This window comes from Spiroplasma phoeniceum P40 (assembly GCF_003339775.1).
Classification (GTDB): Bacteria; Bacillota_I; Bacilli_A; order Mycoplasmatales; family Mycoplasmataceae; genus Spiroplasma; species Spiroplasma phoeniceum.
Genome location: NZ_CP031088.1, coordinates 734,053 through 753,732, shown reverse-complemented (window position 1 = coordinate 753,732; position 19,680 = coordinate 734,053). Strand labels below are relative to the sequence as shown.

The following is a 19,680-nucleotide window of genomic DNA, read 5'->3' as shown; positions in this document are numbered from 1 at the left end:
TGTTTTTTTAATTTGGTTTAATTGTAATTTTAACTGGGTTATTATTTTTATTTCTAATACCTAAGACATTTGGGTTAGAAACATCCAATACAATATCTTTATTATTACCAAAATAATCTCAAACAATAACTAATTGAGCAGATATTACTTTTGAAAATCTAATTTTTAATTTCATATCATTAGTATAATATGCTTGTAGATATGTTTCTTTAATTTTATTTTTATCTTTATTAGATAATTTTGTTATTTGTAATAAAAATGTAATATTTCCATTATTTTTTTCAGTTATATAACTATTTGAATAATCTCCACTAGGTAAACCATTAGTATATGCAATAGGTTCAAATGTTTGAATTTCATTAGTTATATTATTTGTATACAAAGTTCTTATATTATCAAAATTAACTTTATCTCTTTGTGAACGACCACTTTCTTTTAAAGTAATATTTGCTAAGGAACCAAAATCCTGATTACATGAATATTCTCCCGCAGATAAATTAATATTTCTATTAGGAATAAAATTCTCTATATTTGGCGGTCCACATTCAACTTGTAAATTACCTAGATTACTTATTTCTATTGTTTTATAAGCACTTTTAAATTTTTCAATACTTTGAATTGTTGGGTCAATTTGTCTTAAATCAATTTCAACTTCATAATAAGCATCTTTAAATTCATCAGAAAATATATTATTATAATAACCAGGATTATTTTTTCATTTACATTGTGCTGATGCTGTAATTTTAGTTTTTAATGGTAATACTACATCAGAAGGCATAATATCTTTTGTATAAGGTTGATAGTTATATGGTATTGGTGGAAGAACATATTGAGGATAATTAAAGGTTGGTATTTCATAGTCGTGTGGTAATAAGAAACTAGTTTTATAATTAGTTGTCATATCACGTAAATAATTATTTAATACACTTTTTGTTTTACCTCGAAAACTTCATACTGATAAGCGTAAATAATCTTCCTCATTATTTGTATATGGATTATCAGCATAAAAGATAATTTCAAAATTACCTTTATATAATGCTTGAATTGAAAACATATCAATTATATAACTACAATCAGTACCATCTGGTGTTTGTAAGAATTCGCAATCATTATCTTTTTCACTATCACTAACTGGTGTTTGTGCATCTACTGCTTTTGTTTTTTCATTAATTAGATAAACTCGGTTAGTTTTAGGATTTAATTGTTTTAAATTATAAGTTGAATAAACTAACTCACTTGTTGGTTTACCATCGTTAGTTAAAACTGTACCTTTGCATTTATCAGTTAATAAAGTTGTAAAACCTAAACTAGTAGCATTTGCTCCAAAAATAGCACCGACTTTATCATTACCTTGTTCTCTAAATATTTCAAAAGGTAAATAACCCTTACCTTTGGCATTATCACCTCAAAATGCATCATTATAAAAACTATAAACATTAGCACTCATAAAACCATTAAGTCATTGAAAATTAGGTCAAGTTTTTTTATCTTGATTAATTACTCATCCTCATGGAATACCAAATGAAATAAAGTTTAAGAATTTACCAACTCCACCTGGTATTGTAAAAGGATTAAATACTAATTTTTGTGTATAGTTTAAAGGTAATACGGTAATTTGCCGATTAATAAAATTATTCATATTTAAAATATCTCAAACATTACATGAACCCATTTTATTATATTCAATTTGAACTTGTCCAACAGTATTACCAAATTCATCTTTTCTCCTAAAATAAGATGATGCTTGGGTACTAATAATATTATCCTTATTACTTTCATTTACTTTTACTTTATTTGGTGGTGTTATTTTTCAACTTTTAGACCAATAAAATTCAGAATTATTATCTTCTTCCTTAATAGTTGTTCCAACAGTTGGATTAGTTGCTGTTGTTGTTGCTTTATCTGTTATTACAATACCTTCACTATTTTTTGAACTTCAAAAGTCATATCTACTTTCCATATCTTGTTTTCAATCTTTAAATCCTGTTATCATTGTTGGTTGTATCCCTTGAATGTTATATCAACTTACTTCGGGTGATGCATAAGTATTTATTTTATCAGGTGGAGCAGGATACATGTTATACATTAATAAATCTCTTGAATTCATTACTTTTTTATTAAATTCACCCTTAATAATTGGTCGCCCAATTACTGGCATATCAAATAAAATAGGATTACCATAAAATTTAACTGCCATTGCTCTAACGCCTGGGTCTTTTAATAAAATCTCATCTAATTCAACAATTCCTTTATTTAATTTTTCATCATAAGTTATTTTAGGAAAACAATAACCCTCACCTGGGGCACTTGTTTGTATAAATTGTCGTACTGATAAACCACTATGACTAATTTTGTCATTAATACTTGAAAAAGTAATTTCTTGTCATAAAAAACTACCATCATAAGGTGAATAATAATTAATAACATTTGAGGGATATAATCATTGTCTATCTTGGGGTGCAGAATTAATATCACCACCACCAATATTTAAACCACGATCACTAAATACAGTATAAAAATTATAATAATCATTAATATTTAATTTCTCAGCATCTTCATCTAAAATTAATAAAGTATATTGTCGTTCTGTTGATTGTTGAGTAAATACTTGTTCAAATTTTGCTTCACCAAATTGAATAGAACTTCTATCATCAATCATATAAGCATCTCAATATTTACCAACTTTAACTTCTTTTGTATAAAAATTATCTGCTTTATTATCATTATTCATAAAATAACTTAATTTATATTGTTTTAAGTATTCTAACATTTTATTAATATCATAAATATTTTCACCATCAATTAATTTTCAATAATTATTTTCATTTTCATCTTTTAATTTTATTGCAAAAGGTTTTTCATTATTTGCTCATATCGTTGAATTAATAGGTTGATTTTTAAAATCATCTATCGTTAAGATATTAATTTCTTCACCTTTATATTTTTGAACTATTTTTAAACTGCCTTGTCATTGAGCAATAGTACTTTCCATATTATCAAATATGCGGGTATAACTACCATAATCACTAGGTTTAGCATTATTAGGTTTTCAACCGGTTTCAGTATCAGGTATATATGAACTATAAACATTAAAAGGAAATACCATTCAATGTCGATTATTTCGGATGTCTTCTCTTATATCCATTAAAGTATCGTGGGCTTGTGCTCTTAATTCATTCATAGCACCTAGGCTAATTCTACTCATTTATTAATCCTCCTTTATTTCTGTTCTACCTTGGATAGCATTTTGATTATTACCAGTTTCATCATATTCTAGTAATTTATTATTATGTTCAATTTCTTTGGTTTGTATTTTATCTCAGTATTTTTCAATTTTTTCAAAATATTTTGTTGCTTCTAATTCATCAATATTATCATATTCAGTAATTGCTCGTATTGGTTCCATTGTTCTATTTTCTAATCTAGCAGTAATTAATTCATTTTGTCTCATTTGATCAACTAAACTAGCACTAACAAAATCAAAACCATAAGGTCGTTCACCAACACCATTTCATAAACCATAATATTTTAAAACAGTATCAAACATTTTAGTATAATATTGCTTACGATATGCTTGTAAATATGCTTGTTTTTCTAAATCTTTTGTTTTTTTTATTAATGATTGTGTTTTATTTTCTTCACTATCTGAGGCATCACCAAAAGGACTAGAAAAATTACATGCTATATATACTTGTTCAATAATTGATTTTTGATCTTGTGTATATGTTTCTAAGATTGGTGTCCCTTGTACTACTTGTAAAGATTGGGATGATGTCCCATCTGCTGCTGTTTGACCTGATTGAATAAAAATATCATCAAAAATATCTTGATATACTTTTTTATTACCCATATTATAAGAAGTCATTAAATCATCATCTAATTGACCATATCAATGTGTACGATTTGCTCATCGTTCTTTTGATTTAATATTAAAACTATCTTCTAAATCAAATTGTAATTTATAACAATTTGCCATTGTAGGTCATGGATTTAATGTAGTTGATGTAGATAAAAATAATGGATTAGGTTCATTTATCATTTCTCAAAAAGGTACAACACCTAATTTATTTTTAAATTCTTGTACTAAAATAGGTTTAACATCATCTTTAATTTGTGTTTTACTTTGTCCAACAACTATTTCATTATTTTTAGGTCAACCTTTAATAACTATTTTATCTTTGGTACAAATTAAATTTAAAATAAAACCACTATCTGATTGATGATAATTTAATCAAATATCAGCACCTTGTTCAATTTCATTTATTTTACTTACTCTTGAAGTAAAGTTAAATGGATTAATTCATAAATCAATATTGCCATCTGATGTTTCTAATAAACCAAAGATAGTTTTACCCATTAAACTTGCTGTTAATTCATTTTTGTCTAATTTTTCTTTAATTTTATAAGTTTCATATCATCAATTTAATTTTTCTAAAATGTCTTTACGATGAGATTTAAATAAAATATCTTTACCATTTACTAATCGCATTTGATGTCGAGCAATAATATTTGCTAAATTAATTGTTCAATCATAATTATAATATTTTAAAACACTATTAATATCATTTAAGTTTGGTAAAGTAGGATATGTATTATTATTCATTGTTATTTTGCTCCTTTAATTTTAAAATAAGTGCATAATTAATTATATTTACTGTTAATAAACTAGGTTCATTTGATAAAACTTTTACACATACTTTAACTTTTTGATATTTTTTAATATACTCGTTATATAAATTTAATTTACATATTGCGATATTATCTTTTTTTAATTCTTTACAAAGTCTTTTTTTAACTTTTCCACAAACAGACATATAAGGTCTTTTTGCATTTATTACACGCTCATCATGTATTACATATATATCTTTTTTCATTAATTTATTCACTCCCTTTGTTGTCATAATTTATAATCTGCTGAACTATTATGTTTAACCATTGGAATTAATTCAAAGTGTAAGGCATAGAAATCACTATCAAATGTATCATCATATAAGTCTAACATTCGTTCTTCTCTAGCATCTGGTTTATCTTCTCATTGAATTAATTCATATTGGGTTTTACTTACAGGACATTTTTCTCATAATCATTTTAATTGATTAGTATTTATTAACATTGTAAATGCTTCAATACGATGTCTTATTTTAAATTTTTGTTTTTGTGCTGGTTTAAATGTCATATATTGACCAAAATTATAATTATATTTCTCTCGGTTTAAACTTTGTAATGTTGAATAAGCACTATCATCAACATTAATTGATATACCTTGTTGTATTAAACTAAAATATTGATTTAATTGATTGTTATAAAACTCTAAAATATCTTTAACTTGTTCTAATTCAGTTTTAAATTGTTGTGTCGCATTTGAATGTGTATATTCTGCTACTTTATATGCTTTTTTATCAAATGAATTATATATTCAAAAACTCGCTGATGTTGTATGTCCTTTGGGACTAGTAGCATTCGCAATATCAACACCACCTAATAATTTAGTTGGTTGTATAATATCTGTTGCTTGCATAATATCAATATATCTTGCAAAGATTGACCCACTAGTATTACCGGGCAATCCTCAACTCCACACTCTTGCTCTTTCAATATCTAATTGTTCTAATCTTAATTGTTCATTAACTTTATCTTGTGGTAGTTCATAATTTAATCTTCAACTAGAATAATGAATAATAATTTTCATATTTCATTTTTCAATATACTTAATTTGTTCATATTTACTACGCATTATTTCTTCATTAAAAGGTAATAATTGATTACAATAACCAACAATATATCTTTTTAAACTTTCAGGGTTACATGTATTAATTGTTATTTTATTTTGATAACCACGAATAGCAAACTCTAAATCACTTAAGTCTTTTTGTTGAAATTGATCACATTCTTCTCGTCAATCAATTACTAATTTATATTTGTTTAAGTCAGAAAAGGCTTTCAATTTTTCTTTCCGACTTGGTGAATGTAAACCTTTACAATATATTTTGCTACCATTTGATAAAGTAAAAGTAAAATTTGATAAATTAATAGTATAAGGAATATTATTTTCATCTAACATATTTCATATATTTTGAAATACACTATCTTTTAAATCTTTACTCCAATACATACTAGCAATTATACAAATTGGTTCTTTAATTAATAAACTAATTTTTAATAATTCACCAAACATTTTAATATTTGAAATAGTCTTACCACTATATCGTGTTCCAATTTGATTAATTTCATTAACTAACTCATATTTCTTAGCAAATGGATATTTATTACCAATACTACTATTTTGTAATAACCAATAAGGAATTTCTAACAAATAAGTAAAATGATTAAGCATTATTATCACTTTCTTCTTTTTTAATATCTCTAATATCAGTTTGTAAATTAACAATGATTGGTTGTTGATTATTTAAGTTTAATTCTTGTTCTAATTGTTTTTCTTGTAGTGAGTATTTATAATTAAATGCTCGTTGTCAATATGTTTTAGCACCATCAGGTGTTTTCATCATAAACTCTATTATTTCCATTTCTATTTTTTGAATATTTCTTTCAATTAATGGAATTATGTTTTCGCTCCGGTAATTTTCTTGTCTTCAATGCTTAGAAAGATTGAGTTTATTGGTTAAATGATTAACAGAATATAATTGATTGGGTTTCTTATCGGTTCAAAATTCTTCTATTTTACGCTTAATTGTGCTTAAACTTGCTGTTTTTGGATTAAATTCTTTCATTTTTTACTCCTTTTTGCATATTAAAATTGCTATTATTTAAACAATATGGTTAAATAAAAGAGTATTATAAAACTTATCAAGAACTAAAAACGTAGCAAAATGTATTAAAGAACTTAATATTATTTTTATTATGTTTATTTTACAATTAAAAAAATACTTTTTCAAGTCTTTTTTTGTAAAACAAGTATAGAGACAGATATTCGCAACTTGTTATAAATTAATTGTATAACTTTAAAAATAATTGTCAATAGTTTTTTAAAAATAGTGTATAAATAATTTTAAAAAGATTGGAGACAGAATATATGAAAGATTATACACATCTAAAATATGATGAGCGTGATTTATTTAAGGATTTATTATTTTCTAATGCTTGTAAAAAGAAAAATGGTACGTTTAATTTATCTGAAATTGCAAGACAAACAAATCGCAGTGTGAATACTGTTAAAAGAGAAATTAATCGATTTAAAAATATAGAAGATTATACAGCAATAGAAGCACAAAAAAATTACAAAAGAAAGCGTAAAAAATGTATTAAAAAACTACCTACATTTACAGAAGAACAATTAAATTTTATTCATCTGAGATTTAATGTTTATCATGATTCACCAGCAGAAATTATTCAGCGTTTTTTAATAAAGTTTGGTGTTAAATTTCCGGTTTGTGTTAAAACATTGTATAAATGAATTCGTTTAGGTTTTTATGGTTTTTTAAAACAGAATTTGCGACATCGTGGTAAAAAATATAAAACAAAAGGAAAATCTGATAATCGTGGTAAATTAACTGATTTTAAGTCAGTTTGAGATATTGAAAATAAAGTTTCTAATGTTGGTTGATTAGAAATGGATACTGTTGTTGGAAAAGACCATAAATCTGCTATTTTAGTTTTAGTAGAACAATTAAGTAAAAAATATTTTGCAATAAAATTAAAAAATAATACTGCTGATGAAGTTGTAGAAAAGTTTAAAGATATTGTTATAAAAAATAATTTAATTGGAAAAATTAAAGGAATAATAACAGATAGAGGGAAAGAATTTAGCAAATGACGAGAAATGGAATTATTTGCTGAAACACAAGTTTATTTTTGTGATCCTGGTTCACCACAACAAAAACCTTTAATTGAATATATGAATAGTGAATTTAGACATTGATTTCCTAAGGGCACAGATTTTAATATGGTTAGTCAGAAAAGAATAGATTGAGTAGTTAATGTAATAAATGATAAACTCCGACCGTGTTTAAATTGAAAAAGTGCTAAAGAAATGTTTTTACAGAATATTTAAAGAAATTTATTAATTAAAATTTAATAAATGCTTTTTTAGTGTGTTTAAATATGGTTAAATTAAGTTATATTTATAAAATATTTTAATTTTTTAAAAAAAGAGTTGCATTTGTTAAAAATGATGTTATCATCAAATTAACAAGAGACAGATTTTGCTACTTGCATTTACAGGATTCCTTTATATAATGTTTTTTAATTGTAATAAACAATGATTATTAACATTAACAATGTTATAGATAATGCTAATATATTGTTTATTTAATGTTTAATAAACATTGTTATTAACATTATTAAAAATATAAAATAGTAAAAATTGGCACACTTAAAAATACTATTTAATTTTTAACAATAGTTATTAAAATATAAAATCATAAGTTTTAAGTTGATATTATTTAATCAAATCACATATAAAAACTAGTGTGACACAGTTAAAATACATGATAAATAATAAATACTAAAACCCTTTAACCATAACACGGAAAAATTTTAATACTTTAATAATCAAAAAAATGCAAACGGAATTAAAATAATTCACGCATCACAGAAAAAAACCATTATCTCAGGTAAAATATTTGTTATAACTTCTTTAATTTTTCATAATGCACTAGATAAACCAGTTTAAATACCAGTCATACCCTCAGTCATAGTTTTAGGTGTAGATGCTGTTAAAAAATTAACCGCCGTTGTTAAATACATACCTAACATTATTTATTACTCTCCTTTTTTTCAATTTCTTTTTTTTCTTTTTTCTTTCCTCGAATTTGTTTAATTTTTTGATAAATTGATAAACCAATTCAAGCAAAAATCCCTAATATAATAACAACACTAAATATTGTCGTTAATCAAGTTGGCATAATATATCTCCTTTCAAAATTTTTAAATATCGCGTCACGCTCTGCGTGTTCGCTACGCTCAAAATAAACATTATTGAATAAATTACCGCTAATAAATTACGCGGATAATTTATTCATTTTCTTTTACATTATTAATTACTATTTTATTTACAGTATTAATAACAATTCTTTTCCATACTTAATTACTAAGGACCGCAAAATAAAATAATGTTTTCTTTCCATTAAAAAATCAACTCATAAAGGAGTTGATTTTTTGCACTTCGATTACAAAATGCAAAATAAAAAATATCATCAAAACTATTGATATTTTTTTTGTTTTTTTTATAATTAATGTTGTCGTAATTTAAAAAAAAAGTTTAGTATAACTAAACAAAATTACCAAAGGAGGGTTGTCTATGTTACTAGGAGAGAAGATTAAACTATTACGTCAAAAAAATAATTTAACAATTGAAGAATTAGCAAATCGTTGTGAATTAACGAAAGGCTTTATTAGTCAACTTGAACGCGATATTTCTTCTCCAAGTATTGCAACACTAGAAAGTATTTTAGAAGTTTTAGGCACCAACTTAGCAGATTTTTTTAAACAAGAAAAAAATAGAAAATTTGTTTATGCAGCAGAAGAACATTATGAAGTTGAACAAAATGATTATCGAATTGAATGATTAGTTCCTAATGCGCAAGTAAATGAATTAGAACCAATTTTAATTCAAATTAAGCAGCAAGGAAAATCAGAACGGATATTACCATTTGAGGGTCAGATTTTTGGTTATGTTTTGAAAGGAACAGTGTTAGTTTATTCTGGGCAAAAAGTACAAACAGCACATACTCGTGATAGTTTTTATTTATATGGTAATAATCAACACTATTTAAAAAATGAAACAAATGAAATTGTTGAGGTATTATGAATTTCAACACCACCAATATTTTAAAAGATTAGAAAAGGAGCAGGAGCATTGGAAACAAATATTTTAGAGTTAAGAAACATTTCAAAACAATATGAAGGAAAAGTAGTTTTGAAAGGAATTAACTTAAACATTAAAGAAGGAGAATTTGTCACATTACTAGGACCATCAGGATGTGGAAAAACAACAACATTAAGAATTATTGCTGGATTTGAACAACCTAATAGTGGGGAATTATTATTTTTAGGAAAGGACTATTTAAAAACGCCAGTTCATAAACGAGAAGTTAATACTGTTTTTCAAAATTATGCTTTATTTCCGCATTTAACTGTTTTTGATAATATTGCTTATGGTTTAAAAGTTAAACGCAATAAGTATGATGTTATTGAAACTGAAGTAAAGAAATTTTTACAATTAGTAGGATTAGAAGGTTTTGAAGATAAATCAGTTGAACAATTATCGGGTGGTCAACGCCAGCGCGTTGCATTAGCACGAGCATTAATTAATAAGCCAAAGGTTTTGTTATTAGATGAACCAATGGCTGCATTAGATGTTAAGTTACGAAAAAAAATGCAAGCAGAATTAAAAACTTTGCAAGGAGAAATTGGAATTACTTTTATTTTAGTAACGCATGATCAAGAAGAAGCATTAACATTGTCTGATCGTATTATTGTAATGAATGATGGAGCAATTCAACAGGTTGGAACACCAGCGGAAATTTATAATGAACCAGAGAATTTATGAACAGCACAATTTATTGGTGACTCAAATATTATTTCAAATGCAATTTTTATTAAAGATAATTTAGTAGCAATTGATGGCAAAAAAATTGTTTGTGTTGACCGTGGATTTGGTGAAAATGAAGAACAAATTGATATTATTATTCGTCCTGAAGATATTGAAATTGTTCCAGTTGGGAAAGGATTTTTTACAGGAACAGTTAAAAGAGTTAATTTTAAAGGAGTTCATTGGGAAATTATTGTTAAATGTAAAGAACGAAAATATTTAATTCATTCAACAGATAGAGTTGAAGAAGGTGATCAAGTTGATATTTCATGAAATGTTGAAGATATTCATGTTATGTGGAAAGAGATTGATGATTAAGGAGCAAGAATGATGGAAAACAAAAATAAACCACCAAAAAAAGGTAAAGGATGATTTAAAAAACAAGGTAGTAAAATTAAATCAATTAGTCAACATTTTGCTGCTTGATGTCGAACAAAATATTTAAATATTTCTTATCATGCAAAACAAAACAAATGGTTTAAAAGAGGGTTCAATCAAATTTTATGGCCACACCTTATTATTATGATTTTATTAATTGTTGTACCATTATTAATTATTTTATTATATTCGTTTATTCAACCAACGGGAAATAGTTTAGTTTTTGAAATTAATTATAATAATTTTGTAACTTTTTTTTCAGAGCAAAAATTTGTTATTGCACTATTCTTAGCTTTAGGATATTCATTAATTGCCGCCTTAATTGCAATTGTGATTGCTTATCCAGTTGCTTATGTGATGGCATTTTGTAAATCAAAACTATTGTCAAAAAATATTTGAATTTTAGTAATCTTACCAATTTGAATTAATATGTTACTAAAAATTATTGGATTACAAACAATGTTTAATATTATTGTTCCAAGTTTACTTGGAACCCCAATTTCGGTTGTTATTGGAATGGTGTATGCATTTTTACCATTTGTAATTTTACCAATTTATAATAGTTTAGATAAAATTGATACTTCATTAATTGAAGCTTCAAAAGATTTGGGAGCAAATGGTTTTAAAACATTTTGAAAAGTTATTTTTCGTCAATCAATCCCAGGTATTATTTCAGGTGGAACATTATTATTAGTGCAAGCAGCAACTTCGTTAATTATTGTTAAATTTATGGGGAATGGTCGTATTAATTTAATTGTTGATGTAATTGAAGCATATTTCTTTAAAGGAGAAAACTTTGGAATTGGCGCAGCAATCTCAGTTGTCTTAGCCCTTATTGTTTTTTTAATTATTGTGCTATCAAATTCATTATCAAAATATTTTGAAACAAGAAAGGGGCGTCGCAATGAAAAAGTTTTTTAAATCATCTTATATGGCATTAATTATGTTATTCATTTATATTCCAATTATGATTTTAATTTTATTTTCATTTAATAGTGGTGAAAGTATGAGTATTTTTAATGGTTTTTCTGATCGTTGGTATAAACAACTTGCTAGTGAGCAATTTTTTTTACAAAGTATTATTGTGTCAGTTTTTACAGCAGTAATTGCAACTGTTGTATCGGTTATTATTGGCACTTTAGCTGCGATTGGATTAAGTTGAGCACGGCGAGTTACACAAAAAATGACATTATCAATTACTAATATTCCATTAATTAATGCTGATATTATTACAGCTGTTTCGTTGATGATGTTATTTATTGCTTTAGGAGCAAATTTTGGAATGTTAACATTAGTTTTAGCACATATTTCATTTGATGTTCCATATGTAATTATTACAGTATTACCACGTTTACGGAAAGTTGATCCAAAATTAATTGAAGCTTCATTAGATTTAGGTGCAAAGCCCTCACAAACTTTGCGAAAAATTATTTTACCAATTTTAAAACCAGCAATTATTGCAGCTGCAGCAATTGCCTTTGCAATGAGTTTTGATGACTTTATTATCTCTTATTTTACTGGTGGTGACGATGTCAATGTTGCAACTTTTATTTATACAATGAAAAGAATTAAACCTTTTATTAATGCTTTTGGTACGATTTGTATTGCAATTATTGGAGTTATTATTATTGGATGAAATGGATGAAATGTTTATAAAATTAATTATAATAAATTTCGCCGAGAAATGTTAAAAGGAACTTATAAAGATAAAGATATTATGCGATATGAAAAGAAATTAGCTTTTCTTTATCATAAATTAAATAATAAAAAAATTAATAATGAAAAACAAAAAGAACAATTACGTTGAAAAATTATTAAACTAGAAAAAAAATATGATAAAAGTGTTTTATGAATTAAGAATAAAAAACAAACTTTTATTGAAAGACAAGAAACAAAAGAAAATATTAATAAAATATCACGAAAAAAATTTCGTTGATTGGCAAAAAGTTGAAAGTCATTATTGTTAATAACAATTTCAGTTGGCTCAATTGCTTTGCTAACAGCAGTTTATATTAAAAATAATATTTATGATTTAGCAGTAGCAAATTGAGGTGAATATATTACTTCAGATTTAATTAGTAAGTTTGAAAAAAAATATAATGTAAAAGTTAAATATAGTGTTTATGATAGTAATGAAACATTGTATAACAAATTATATACGACACATTATGACGTGATGGTTCCAAGTGAATATATGGTTAATAAGTTAGCGCAAGAAGGACGTTTAGAAGAAATTGATTATCAAAAATTAAATGATGTTGATAAAAATTTCAACATTATTAAACCTAATCCAAATTATCATGGACAAGATGTCAAAGAACGAACAGTTGGGAATGAATATTTTAATGATTTAAATGTTGATGTAGCAACAGTACAAAAAACAAATCCAGAATTTTATCAAAATTGTATTGTTCCTTCTACTTTGGATCCAACAACAGCAAAATGTTTTGATAAAAATTATGCGGCATCATTAGTTGATGGATTATTAAATGTTTTAAATAAAAATAAACTGAAAGATGCTACTCAAAAAACAATTGTTAATTCAATTGTTAATTATAGTTTACCTTATTTTTGAGGAGAAGTATCACTTGTGATTAATCCAACAGAAAGTAACTTAAAATTTTTAGATGAGATATTTGCTAAAGCAAATCAAAATTTACCAACAACAGCTCAAGGAAAATTTGGTTATCAACGTGCAGAGTGAGAACCTAGTATAAATCGCGTTCAAATTAAACTTAATGATGTTGAAAATAATAAGATTATCTCAAATGGCATTTCATGAGATATTTTATGACAAGCAACCGCAGCAAATAAACGAGTTTTAATTAATAATGATCCACGAAATTTATTTATGTTAACTACTGAAAAAAATTATTTCAAACCAGTACCAACAACGCAAATGGAAGTTGATCATGGTTACAACGAATTAGCAACATTGTTAAAACATAATAATGTTACCTTAATGAATGATGAGTTAATCAATGCAGTTGGTGATGGACATTTTGATTTTGCTTTTATGTATAATGGGGATGCAATTTATGCGGATACATTATTTGCAAAGAGTCATGAAGAAGCGAAGGGAACAAAATTAATTATTACCCGCCCACGAGCAACAACGGCCTGAACACCAGAAACAGTTGAAGGAACTAACATTTGAAGTGATAATATGGTTTTATCAAAAAATGCTAGAAATCAGGAGTTAGCTTATAAATTTATGAATTTTATTATTCAAAATTCATCAGCATTAACAGAAGAAGCTAATTATACTTCACCATATCAACAAGTAATGGATTATGAAAATAATTATAATTATTATCGTAATGGTCATGATCCAGAATTTGGCGCAATAATTAATTATCAACGTGATTATGTTCCTGTAGCGAAACTTAATGAGAAGGGAATGTATGTTGCTCAACCAGAAATGTCCGATAGAACATTTGAAATAACTGATTTAGATGGTTATGTATTAAATAAATATAATATTTTAATTGCTGGGAAAAACTAATAATTATTTTTTAACATTAAATTTTAATTAACAAAAGGAAAATAAAAAATAAGATGATTATATAGTAATTTGAAAGTAGGGGAGAACAATTAGAAAGTAGGGGTATTTTATGTTTACAATTTTATTCGGAGTAATTGATATGGTCAATTAGATGATGATTTAATGACTGCTTATAATAAAGGTAATAAAAAAGTATTACAAAATATATTTGATAATATTTTTATTCAATCAGGTCAATCAGCTGTTGATGGTCAATTATCTCAATCTTTACAAGTAGTACAAGGTACACCAACTTTAGAAACATATACACAAGACCAAAAATCAATTATTGAACAAGTATATATAGCATGTAATTTTTCTAGTCCTTTTGGTGATGCCTCAGATAGTGAAGAAAATAAAACCCAATCATTAATAAAAAAACAAAAGACTTAGAAAAAAAGCATATTTACAAGCATATCGTAAACAATATTATACTAAAATGTTTGATATAAAAATATTTTTCATCAGACAACACCGGTTCGTTCTCCGCAGTCAAAAGGTAATATTGAAAGATTTCATCAAAATTATACTAAATTATTTGTATTTGAAGAAAAAATATTAAATGTTGTTAGTTTACATAATAAATTAAATGATTATTATTATTTTTATAATTTTGAAAGAGTTCATAAGTCTTTAAATTTTCAGACACCATTTAACTTTTTGAATAGTTTAATTAAATAATTTTAAATTATTAAGTTTTTGTATTTAAACTAATTTTTAGTTTGTTTAATTTTATATTTTTTATTTATTTATTTTATGATATTTTTATAATTATAAATAAATATTTTTATTATTTTTGTTATTTTCTTGTAATCTTTAAAATGTCTGTGGTATAATATATATTATTTTTTAATTTACTTATTCTTATTTTTTTTTATTTATATTTATTAAATTTTTCTTTTACTAGTGTAAAAGCAATTGTCTTGTTATCGTTATCACTATTTAATGTTCACTTTTGAGACTATAAATTAATAGCAAAGCAAAAATGAAATTTAAGTATTTTATTAATATTATTATTTTTTCCATATAGTTTTTTAGGAAGTGGGTTTTGATATAGTTTTACAATAACATAATTATTTTTAAACTTAAATTTAAAAACAAAACATTATTATTTTTGACAGAAATTGCTATATTATAACTTAATGGTATTTATTTTTATACTTGGATGAATGCTATATTTTAATTATCAATTAAATTTTTCTACTATTTTATTTAATTTATTATTGTTACCAATCTTATCATTAATTTATTTATTCTCTTTAACTAATTGTTTTTATACCATCATGTTATTTTATTTATAAATATTTTTACTTATTTTTAATTAATTATATGGTGATTTTAAATAAAATTAATTTAATATGAAATATTGGTTATGTCCCTTTGTGATTTCTTTTATTATATTCTTTTATTAGGAATGAATAAAAGTGTGTTTGGAAACAAAATATTTAGAATATTTTGCATTCTATGAATAATTTGTTATAGTTTGCAATCATATTTTACTAGTATTCATTATTCAATGACAATGTTAAATGTTGGTAACGGTCAAACAATTGTTTTTCAAGACAAGCGTACTTTAAAAATAGTTTTATATGATGTTGGTGTTGGCTATGGTCGTTCAAAACAATTAGTTAGTAATTATTTAAAATGAGCAGGTATTAATTGAATTGATGCTATTTTTGTTTCACATCAACATGATGATCATAAGAATAATTTACCAACTGTAAAAAAATATTTTAATGTTAAACAAGTAATTCAAAATGATACAAAATTGAAAACATTTCAATTTGGTGGATTAGGATTTACTGTCTTACATAAAACAATTAATGATAAAGATGAAAATAATAATAGTTTAGTTCTTTTGGTTAAAATAAGTCAATATCAAATTTTATTAACAGGTGATATTAGTAAAAAAATTGAAATAAATTTATTACGAGAAAAATTATCTCCAATCACTCTGTTACAAGTTCCGCATCATGGTTCAGAAACTAGTTCAAGCTTAGCATTTTTACAAAAAATAACACCAAAGGTTTGCTTAATCTCTGGTGAAAAAACAAAACGCCAAAATTATCCGGCGCCAATTGTTGTTGAAAATTTAAAAACAATTAGGTGTCAAATTTATTTTACAAATGGTAGAAGAAATCTTCAATTTAATATTATGTCAGCATAAACAGCAATTAAATTATTTTAAATCCTTAATTTATTTTTTACTTTATATGATAATATTACTTTGTCATAAGTTTTAGAACATTCTAAAGGAGCTTTAAAAGATGTTTTTAATATATGGAGAAGATGCTTTTTTAATTAAAATGCAAAAAAATAAGATTTTAAAAAAAATTAATCCTTATAATGAGTATGATTTACAAGAATATAATTACTTAGAAGACCCCCTATTATCTATTCTGAATGATGCCAACACAATTCCAATGTTTTCAGAAAAAAGAATAATAATAGTTAATGATAGTTATTTTCTTACAGAAGAAAAGATTAATACAAAAATAGACAATAAAATTTATTTAACAAGTTTAATGGAATATTTAGCAGCTCCAAATCCGAGTACTTTTATTATTTTTATTTGTCCAGTCAATAAACTTAGTAATCGTTTAAAAATAACTAAACAAATGTTAGCGTTAACTAGTGTTTTAAAAGCAACAAATTTATCATATAATGAATTAATTAAGTTTATTGATGATTATATTACAAAGCATAATGGGGCGATTAAACAAAATTTAATTCCTAAGATTGTTGAATATTTGCCAAATAATTTATATATTATTAAAAATGAATTAGAAAAATTATTATTAATAAATTCAAATATTACGATGGAATTAATTGAAAATAATATGACAAAGTATTTAGATACCAATATTTTTAAATTAGTTGATGATTTATTAAAAAATGATTTGAATAGTTTTTTAATAAATTATCATTATTTACAAGAACGCGGTTTAAATAGTATTGCTTTATTAGCATTAATTACCAATAGTATTATTTTTACAAGAGATATTATTGTTTTATCTGCTTTAAAAAAAACACCCTCACAAATTGCAGAAATTTTACAAATTCATCCGTTTCGAGTAAAAAAAATTTCAGAGCATATGCATAATTTCAGTATTAATAAAGCAAATAATATTATTCAAGAATTATTTTGAATTGATTATAATATAAAAAAAGGTATAATAAGAAAAGAAATTAGTAGTGATTTGTATTTAATTAAATTATTTGATATAAATTAAATTATTACAAAAAGAGAGATGAGGGACATAAATAAATGAAAGAAAATAAATTATATGCCCATATAGTTTATACATTATATAATATCTTTAACGATGATAATATTAAGGCACAAGTAATAGTTAACCAGAACTTTAAAAAATTAGTAATTCAACAAATTTGTAATTTATTAACATTAGAAAAAGAATTTAATGCAAATTTAAATGATAATAAATTTACTCTTTCATTTGCTCAAGTTTTGGCTGATATTACTAATGAATCAGAAACAATTGAAAAGGTTGACGGGGCTACTTTTAATATGTTAGATGAAGAATATGTTGCTTTTGTGAAATATATTGTTTCAAATTTTGGTGTTGAAAAAAATTATATTACCAGAGAAAACATCGTCACTAATGAGTTAATTGATGCCACAGCTGATTTTACTGATGAAAAAGCAATTGATAATGCTCGTGAGAAGTTAAAAGTTAAAGCTAATGAAGAAGGGGCAGACGAATCACAACCGGAAGTAGGGCCAGCAAGGGGAATTGGAGGCATAGGAGAGCCAATGGGTGGCATTAGCCCGGACTTTAGTGATTCAAGTAAATTTGATATATCACAAATGATGCAGCAAATGGCAAATATGCCAATTCATCCACGCTTAGACCCACGGTTTTATTTTTATACTTCAAAACCAAAGTATATGTCAATTTTAAAGAAAATTGTTGCTGGTTTTGTTATTTTAGCTTCTGCTTTGTTAATTTTATTGTGATTTTTAAATTCCTATTTAAATATCTATTTAGACACAAAAGTAATTGTTTATACAATCCCACGAACTAGTGCAATTGTTATTATTGGTGGTGGTGCTGATAGTGCTTTACATAATGCTAACAATAATTTTAGTGAAGTATTTAGTTTTGGTTCAAAATATAAATTTTTATTAATGCAGTCCGCCGGATTGCAAACTTTCTCAGGAATTTTATCGATTTTGCCAGGAATTTTCTTGGGTTATGAATTATTAGTGAAAAAGCGTTTTAAACGGGATAATTATGTTGTTAGATTCTGACCAGTTGTATTATCAATCATTATTCTTTTTTATTCTTCATTGTCATTAATTCAAGTATTATTACCAAATGTTGTTGAGAAATATTTTAATAGTATATCGGTACCTAATAATGGCTATATTATTAAAAACGACCCACAATTAGAAATAACAGAATGATTATTATTACCAGATTCAGATTTAACTATGACAATTAATAGTTTAGTAAGAGAAGTTTATAATAGCACAACTTACCAAGTATTACATATTTTTACAATTATTTCAATGATTGCTGGTCTTCTTGCGGGAATTATGGTTATTATTTTAGCAGTTTTAGTTCCTAAAACAGACCGTAATAAATTAATTCGTGCCAATACAGAATACCAAAAAGCAGTTACTGCAATGATGAATGGACAAAAATATGAAATGGATCCAACATTATTTGATGATGAGTTTAAGGATGATAATGTTTTTGAAAAAGATGATTATAATAAATCAAAAGATAAATAAAAAAAATCATATTAATTATGATTTTTTTTATTTTTTTAATATTTACTGTCTTTGTTGAAAAGGATTTTGAAATTAATGTGTTTTAAGCATTAATCTGCTTTTAACACGAGCAGCTTTATTAGCATGATAAATTCCTTTAGTAACTGCTTTGTCAACTAAACTAATTGCAGTATTAACTAATTGTGATGCGTTTGCTTCTTGTACGTTAATAGCGATTTCTGCTTTTTTGATTGCTGTTTTTACTGATGATTTAAAAGATTTATTTTCTAAATTAGCTTTTGAATTTGTTTTAACTCTTTTAATTTGTGATTTAATATTAGCCATTTTTGCTCTCCTTTCGACTTTTAATACACAAACGAATTATATCAAATAGATAAAAAAGTGTAAAAGAAAGTGCTACTTTTTTAATATTTTATCATTATTTTTTTTTAAATATATCTGTATAATAAT

At 24.8% G+C, this 19,680-nt stretch carries 17 protein-coding genes; 10 read left to right on the top strand and 7 right to left on the bottom strand.

Annotated features, from left to right (window positions below; translation table 4 throughout):
* Positions 1-7: 7 nt before the first annotated feature.
* The 5 genes from SDAV_RS04725 to SDAV_RS04705 are packed head-to-tail and all read right to left on the bottom strand — an operon-like array spanning position 8 to position 6,728.
* Positions 8-3,205, bottom strand: a complete 3,198-nt coding sequence (locus SDAV_RS04725; protein ID WP_114564754.1) for a hypothetical protein — start codon at positions 3,203-3,205, stop codon at positions 8-10.
* Positions 3,206-3,208: 3 nt separating this feature from the next.
* Positions 3,209-4,603, bottom strand: a complete 1,395-nt coding sequence (locus tag SDAV_RS04720) for a hypothetical protein (RefSeq protein ID WP_114564753.1) — start codon at positions 4,601-4,603, stop codon at positions 3,209-3,211.
* Positions 4,596-4,874, bottom strand: coding sequence for a hypothetical protein (locus SDAV_RS04715; protein ID WP_105298871.1), 279 nt, complete (start codon positions 4,872-4,874; stop codon positions 4,596-4,598). Before SDAV_RS04715 ends, SDAV_RS04720 begins: the two co-directional genes overlap by 8 nt.
* Positions 4,874-6,334, bottom strand: coding sequence for a PBSX family phage terminase large subunit (locus SDAV_RS04710; protein WP_114564591.1), 1,461 nt, complete (start codon positions 6,332-6,334; stop codon positions 4,874-4,876). Before SDAV_RS04710 ends, SDAV_RS04715 begins: the two co-directional genes overlap by 1 nt.
* The gene (locus SDAV_RS04705; protein WP_114564752.1) at positions 6,327-6,728 is read right to left on the bottom strand and encodes a hypothetical protein; all 402 of its coding nucleotides are present in this window, start codon (positions 6,726-6,728) and stop codon (positions 6,327-6,329) included. The genes SDAV_RS04710 and SDAV_RS04705 overlap by 8 nt, the downstream gene beginning before the upstream one ends.
* Before the next feature lie 302 nt (positions 6,729-7,030).
* On the opposite strand from SDAV_RS04705, the gene SDAV_RS04700 reads away from it, so the two are divergent.
* Entirely contained in the window at positions 7,031-8,008 is a 978-nt protein-coding gene (locus tag SDAV_RS04700) for an IS30 family transposase (protein ID WP_114564751.1), read from the top strand.
* A 703-nt stretch (positions 8,009-8,711) separates the two neighbouring features.
* Here SDAV_RS04700 and SDAV_RS04690 read toward each other — a convergent pair.
* The gene (locus tag SDAV_RS04690; RefSeq protein ID WP_114564750.1) at positions 8,712-8,861 is read right to left on the bottom strand and encodes a hypothetical protein; all 150 of its coding nucleotides are present in this window, start codon (positions 8,859-8,861) and stop codon (positions 8,712-8,714) included.
* Positions 8,862-9,256: 395 nt separating this feature from the next.
* On the opposite strand from SDAV_RS04690, the gene SDAV_RS04685 reads away from it, so the two are divergent.
* From SDAV_RS04685 to SDAV_RS04645, 9 genes are all read left to right on the top strand, one after another.
* Complete coding sequence (locus tag SDAV_RS04685; protein ID WP_114564749.1) at positions 9,257-9,790, top strand: helix-turn-helix domain-containing protein; 534 nt, start codon at positions 9,257-9,259, stop codon at positions 9,788-9,790.
* Positions 9,791-9,814: 24 nt separating this feature from the next.
* Entirely contained in the window at positions 9,815-10,867 is a 1,053-nt protein-coding gene (gene potA / locus SDAV_RS04680; protein WP_114564748.1) for a spermidine/putrescine ABC transporter ATP-binding protein, read from the top strand.
* A gap of 12 nt (positions 10,868-10,879) precedes the next feature.
* Positions 10,880-11,848: a spermidine/putrescine ABC transporter permease gene (potB, locus tag SDAV_RS04675; RefSeq protein ID WP_245938529.1), complete on the top strand. Its 969-nt coding sequence runs from the start codon at positions 10,880-10,882 to the stop codon at positions 11,846-11,848.
* A complete protein-coding gene (locus SDAV_RS04670) occupies positions 11,832-14,432 on the top strand; it encodes an extracellular solute-binding protein (protein ID WP_114564746.1) in 2,601 nt (866 codons plus the stop codon). The genes potB and SDAV_RS04670 overlap by 17 nt, the downstream gene beginning before the upstream one ends.
* A gap of 162 nt (positions 14,433-14,594) precedes the next feature.
* Positions 14,595-14,864 (top strand): hypothetical protein, encoded by a 270-nt coding sequence (locus tag SDAV_RS04665; RefSeq protein ID WP_114564745.1) that lies wholly within the window; start codon positions 14,595-14,597, stop codon positions 14,862-14,864.
* Positions 14,865-14,927: 63 nt separating this feature from the next.
* Positions 14,928-15,152, top strand: a complete 225-nt coding sequence (locus SDAV_RS04660) for an integrase core domain-containing protein (RefSeq protein WP_281268863.1) — start codon at positions 14,928-14,930, stop codon at positions 15,150-15,152.
* An 835-nt stretch (positions 15,153-15,987) separates the two neighbouring features.
* Positions 15,988-16,638, top strand: a complete 651-nt coding sequence (locus SDAV_RS13085; protein ID WP_245938528.1) for a ComEC/Rec2 family competence protein — start codon at positions 15,988-15,990, stop codon at positions 16,636-16,638.
* 100 nt (positions 16,639-16,738) lie between these two features.
* The gene (gene holA, locus SDAV_RS04650) at positions 16,739-17,704 is read left to right on the top strand and encodes a DNA polymerase III subunit delta (RefSeq protein ID WP_114564744.1); all 966 of its coding nucleotides are present in this window, start codon (positions 16,739-16,741) and stop codon (positions 17,702-17,704) included.
* Between the two features lie 35 nt (positions 17,705-17,739).
* Positions 17,740-19,230, top strand: a complete 1,491-nt coding sequence (locus tag SDAV_RS04645; protein ID WP_114564743.1) for a hypothetical protein — start codon at positions 17,740-17,742, stop codon at positions 19,228-19,230.
* Between the two features lie 72 nt (positions 19,231-19,302).
* Here SDAV_RS04645 and rpsT read toward each other — a convergent pair whose 3' ends face one another.
* Positions 19,303-19,554, bottom strand: coding sequence for a 30S ribosomal protein S20 (gene rpsT / locus SDAV_RS04640; RefSeq protein WP_114564742.1), 252 nt, complete (start codon positions 19,552-19,554; stop codon positions 19,303-19,305).
* Positions 19,555-19,680 lie beyond the last annotated feature (126 nt).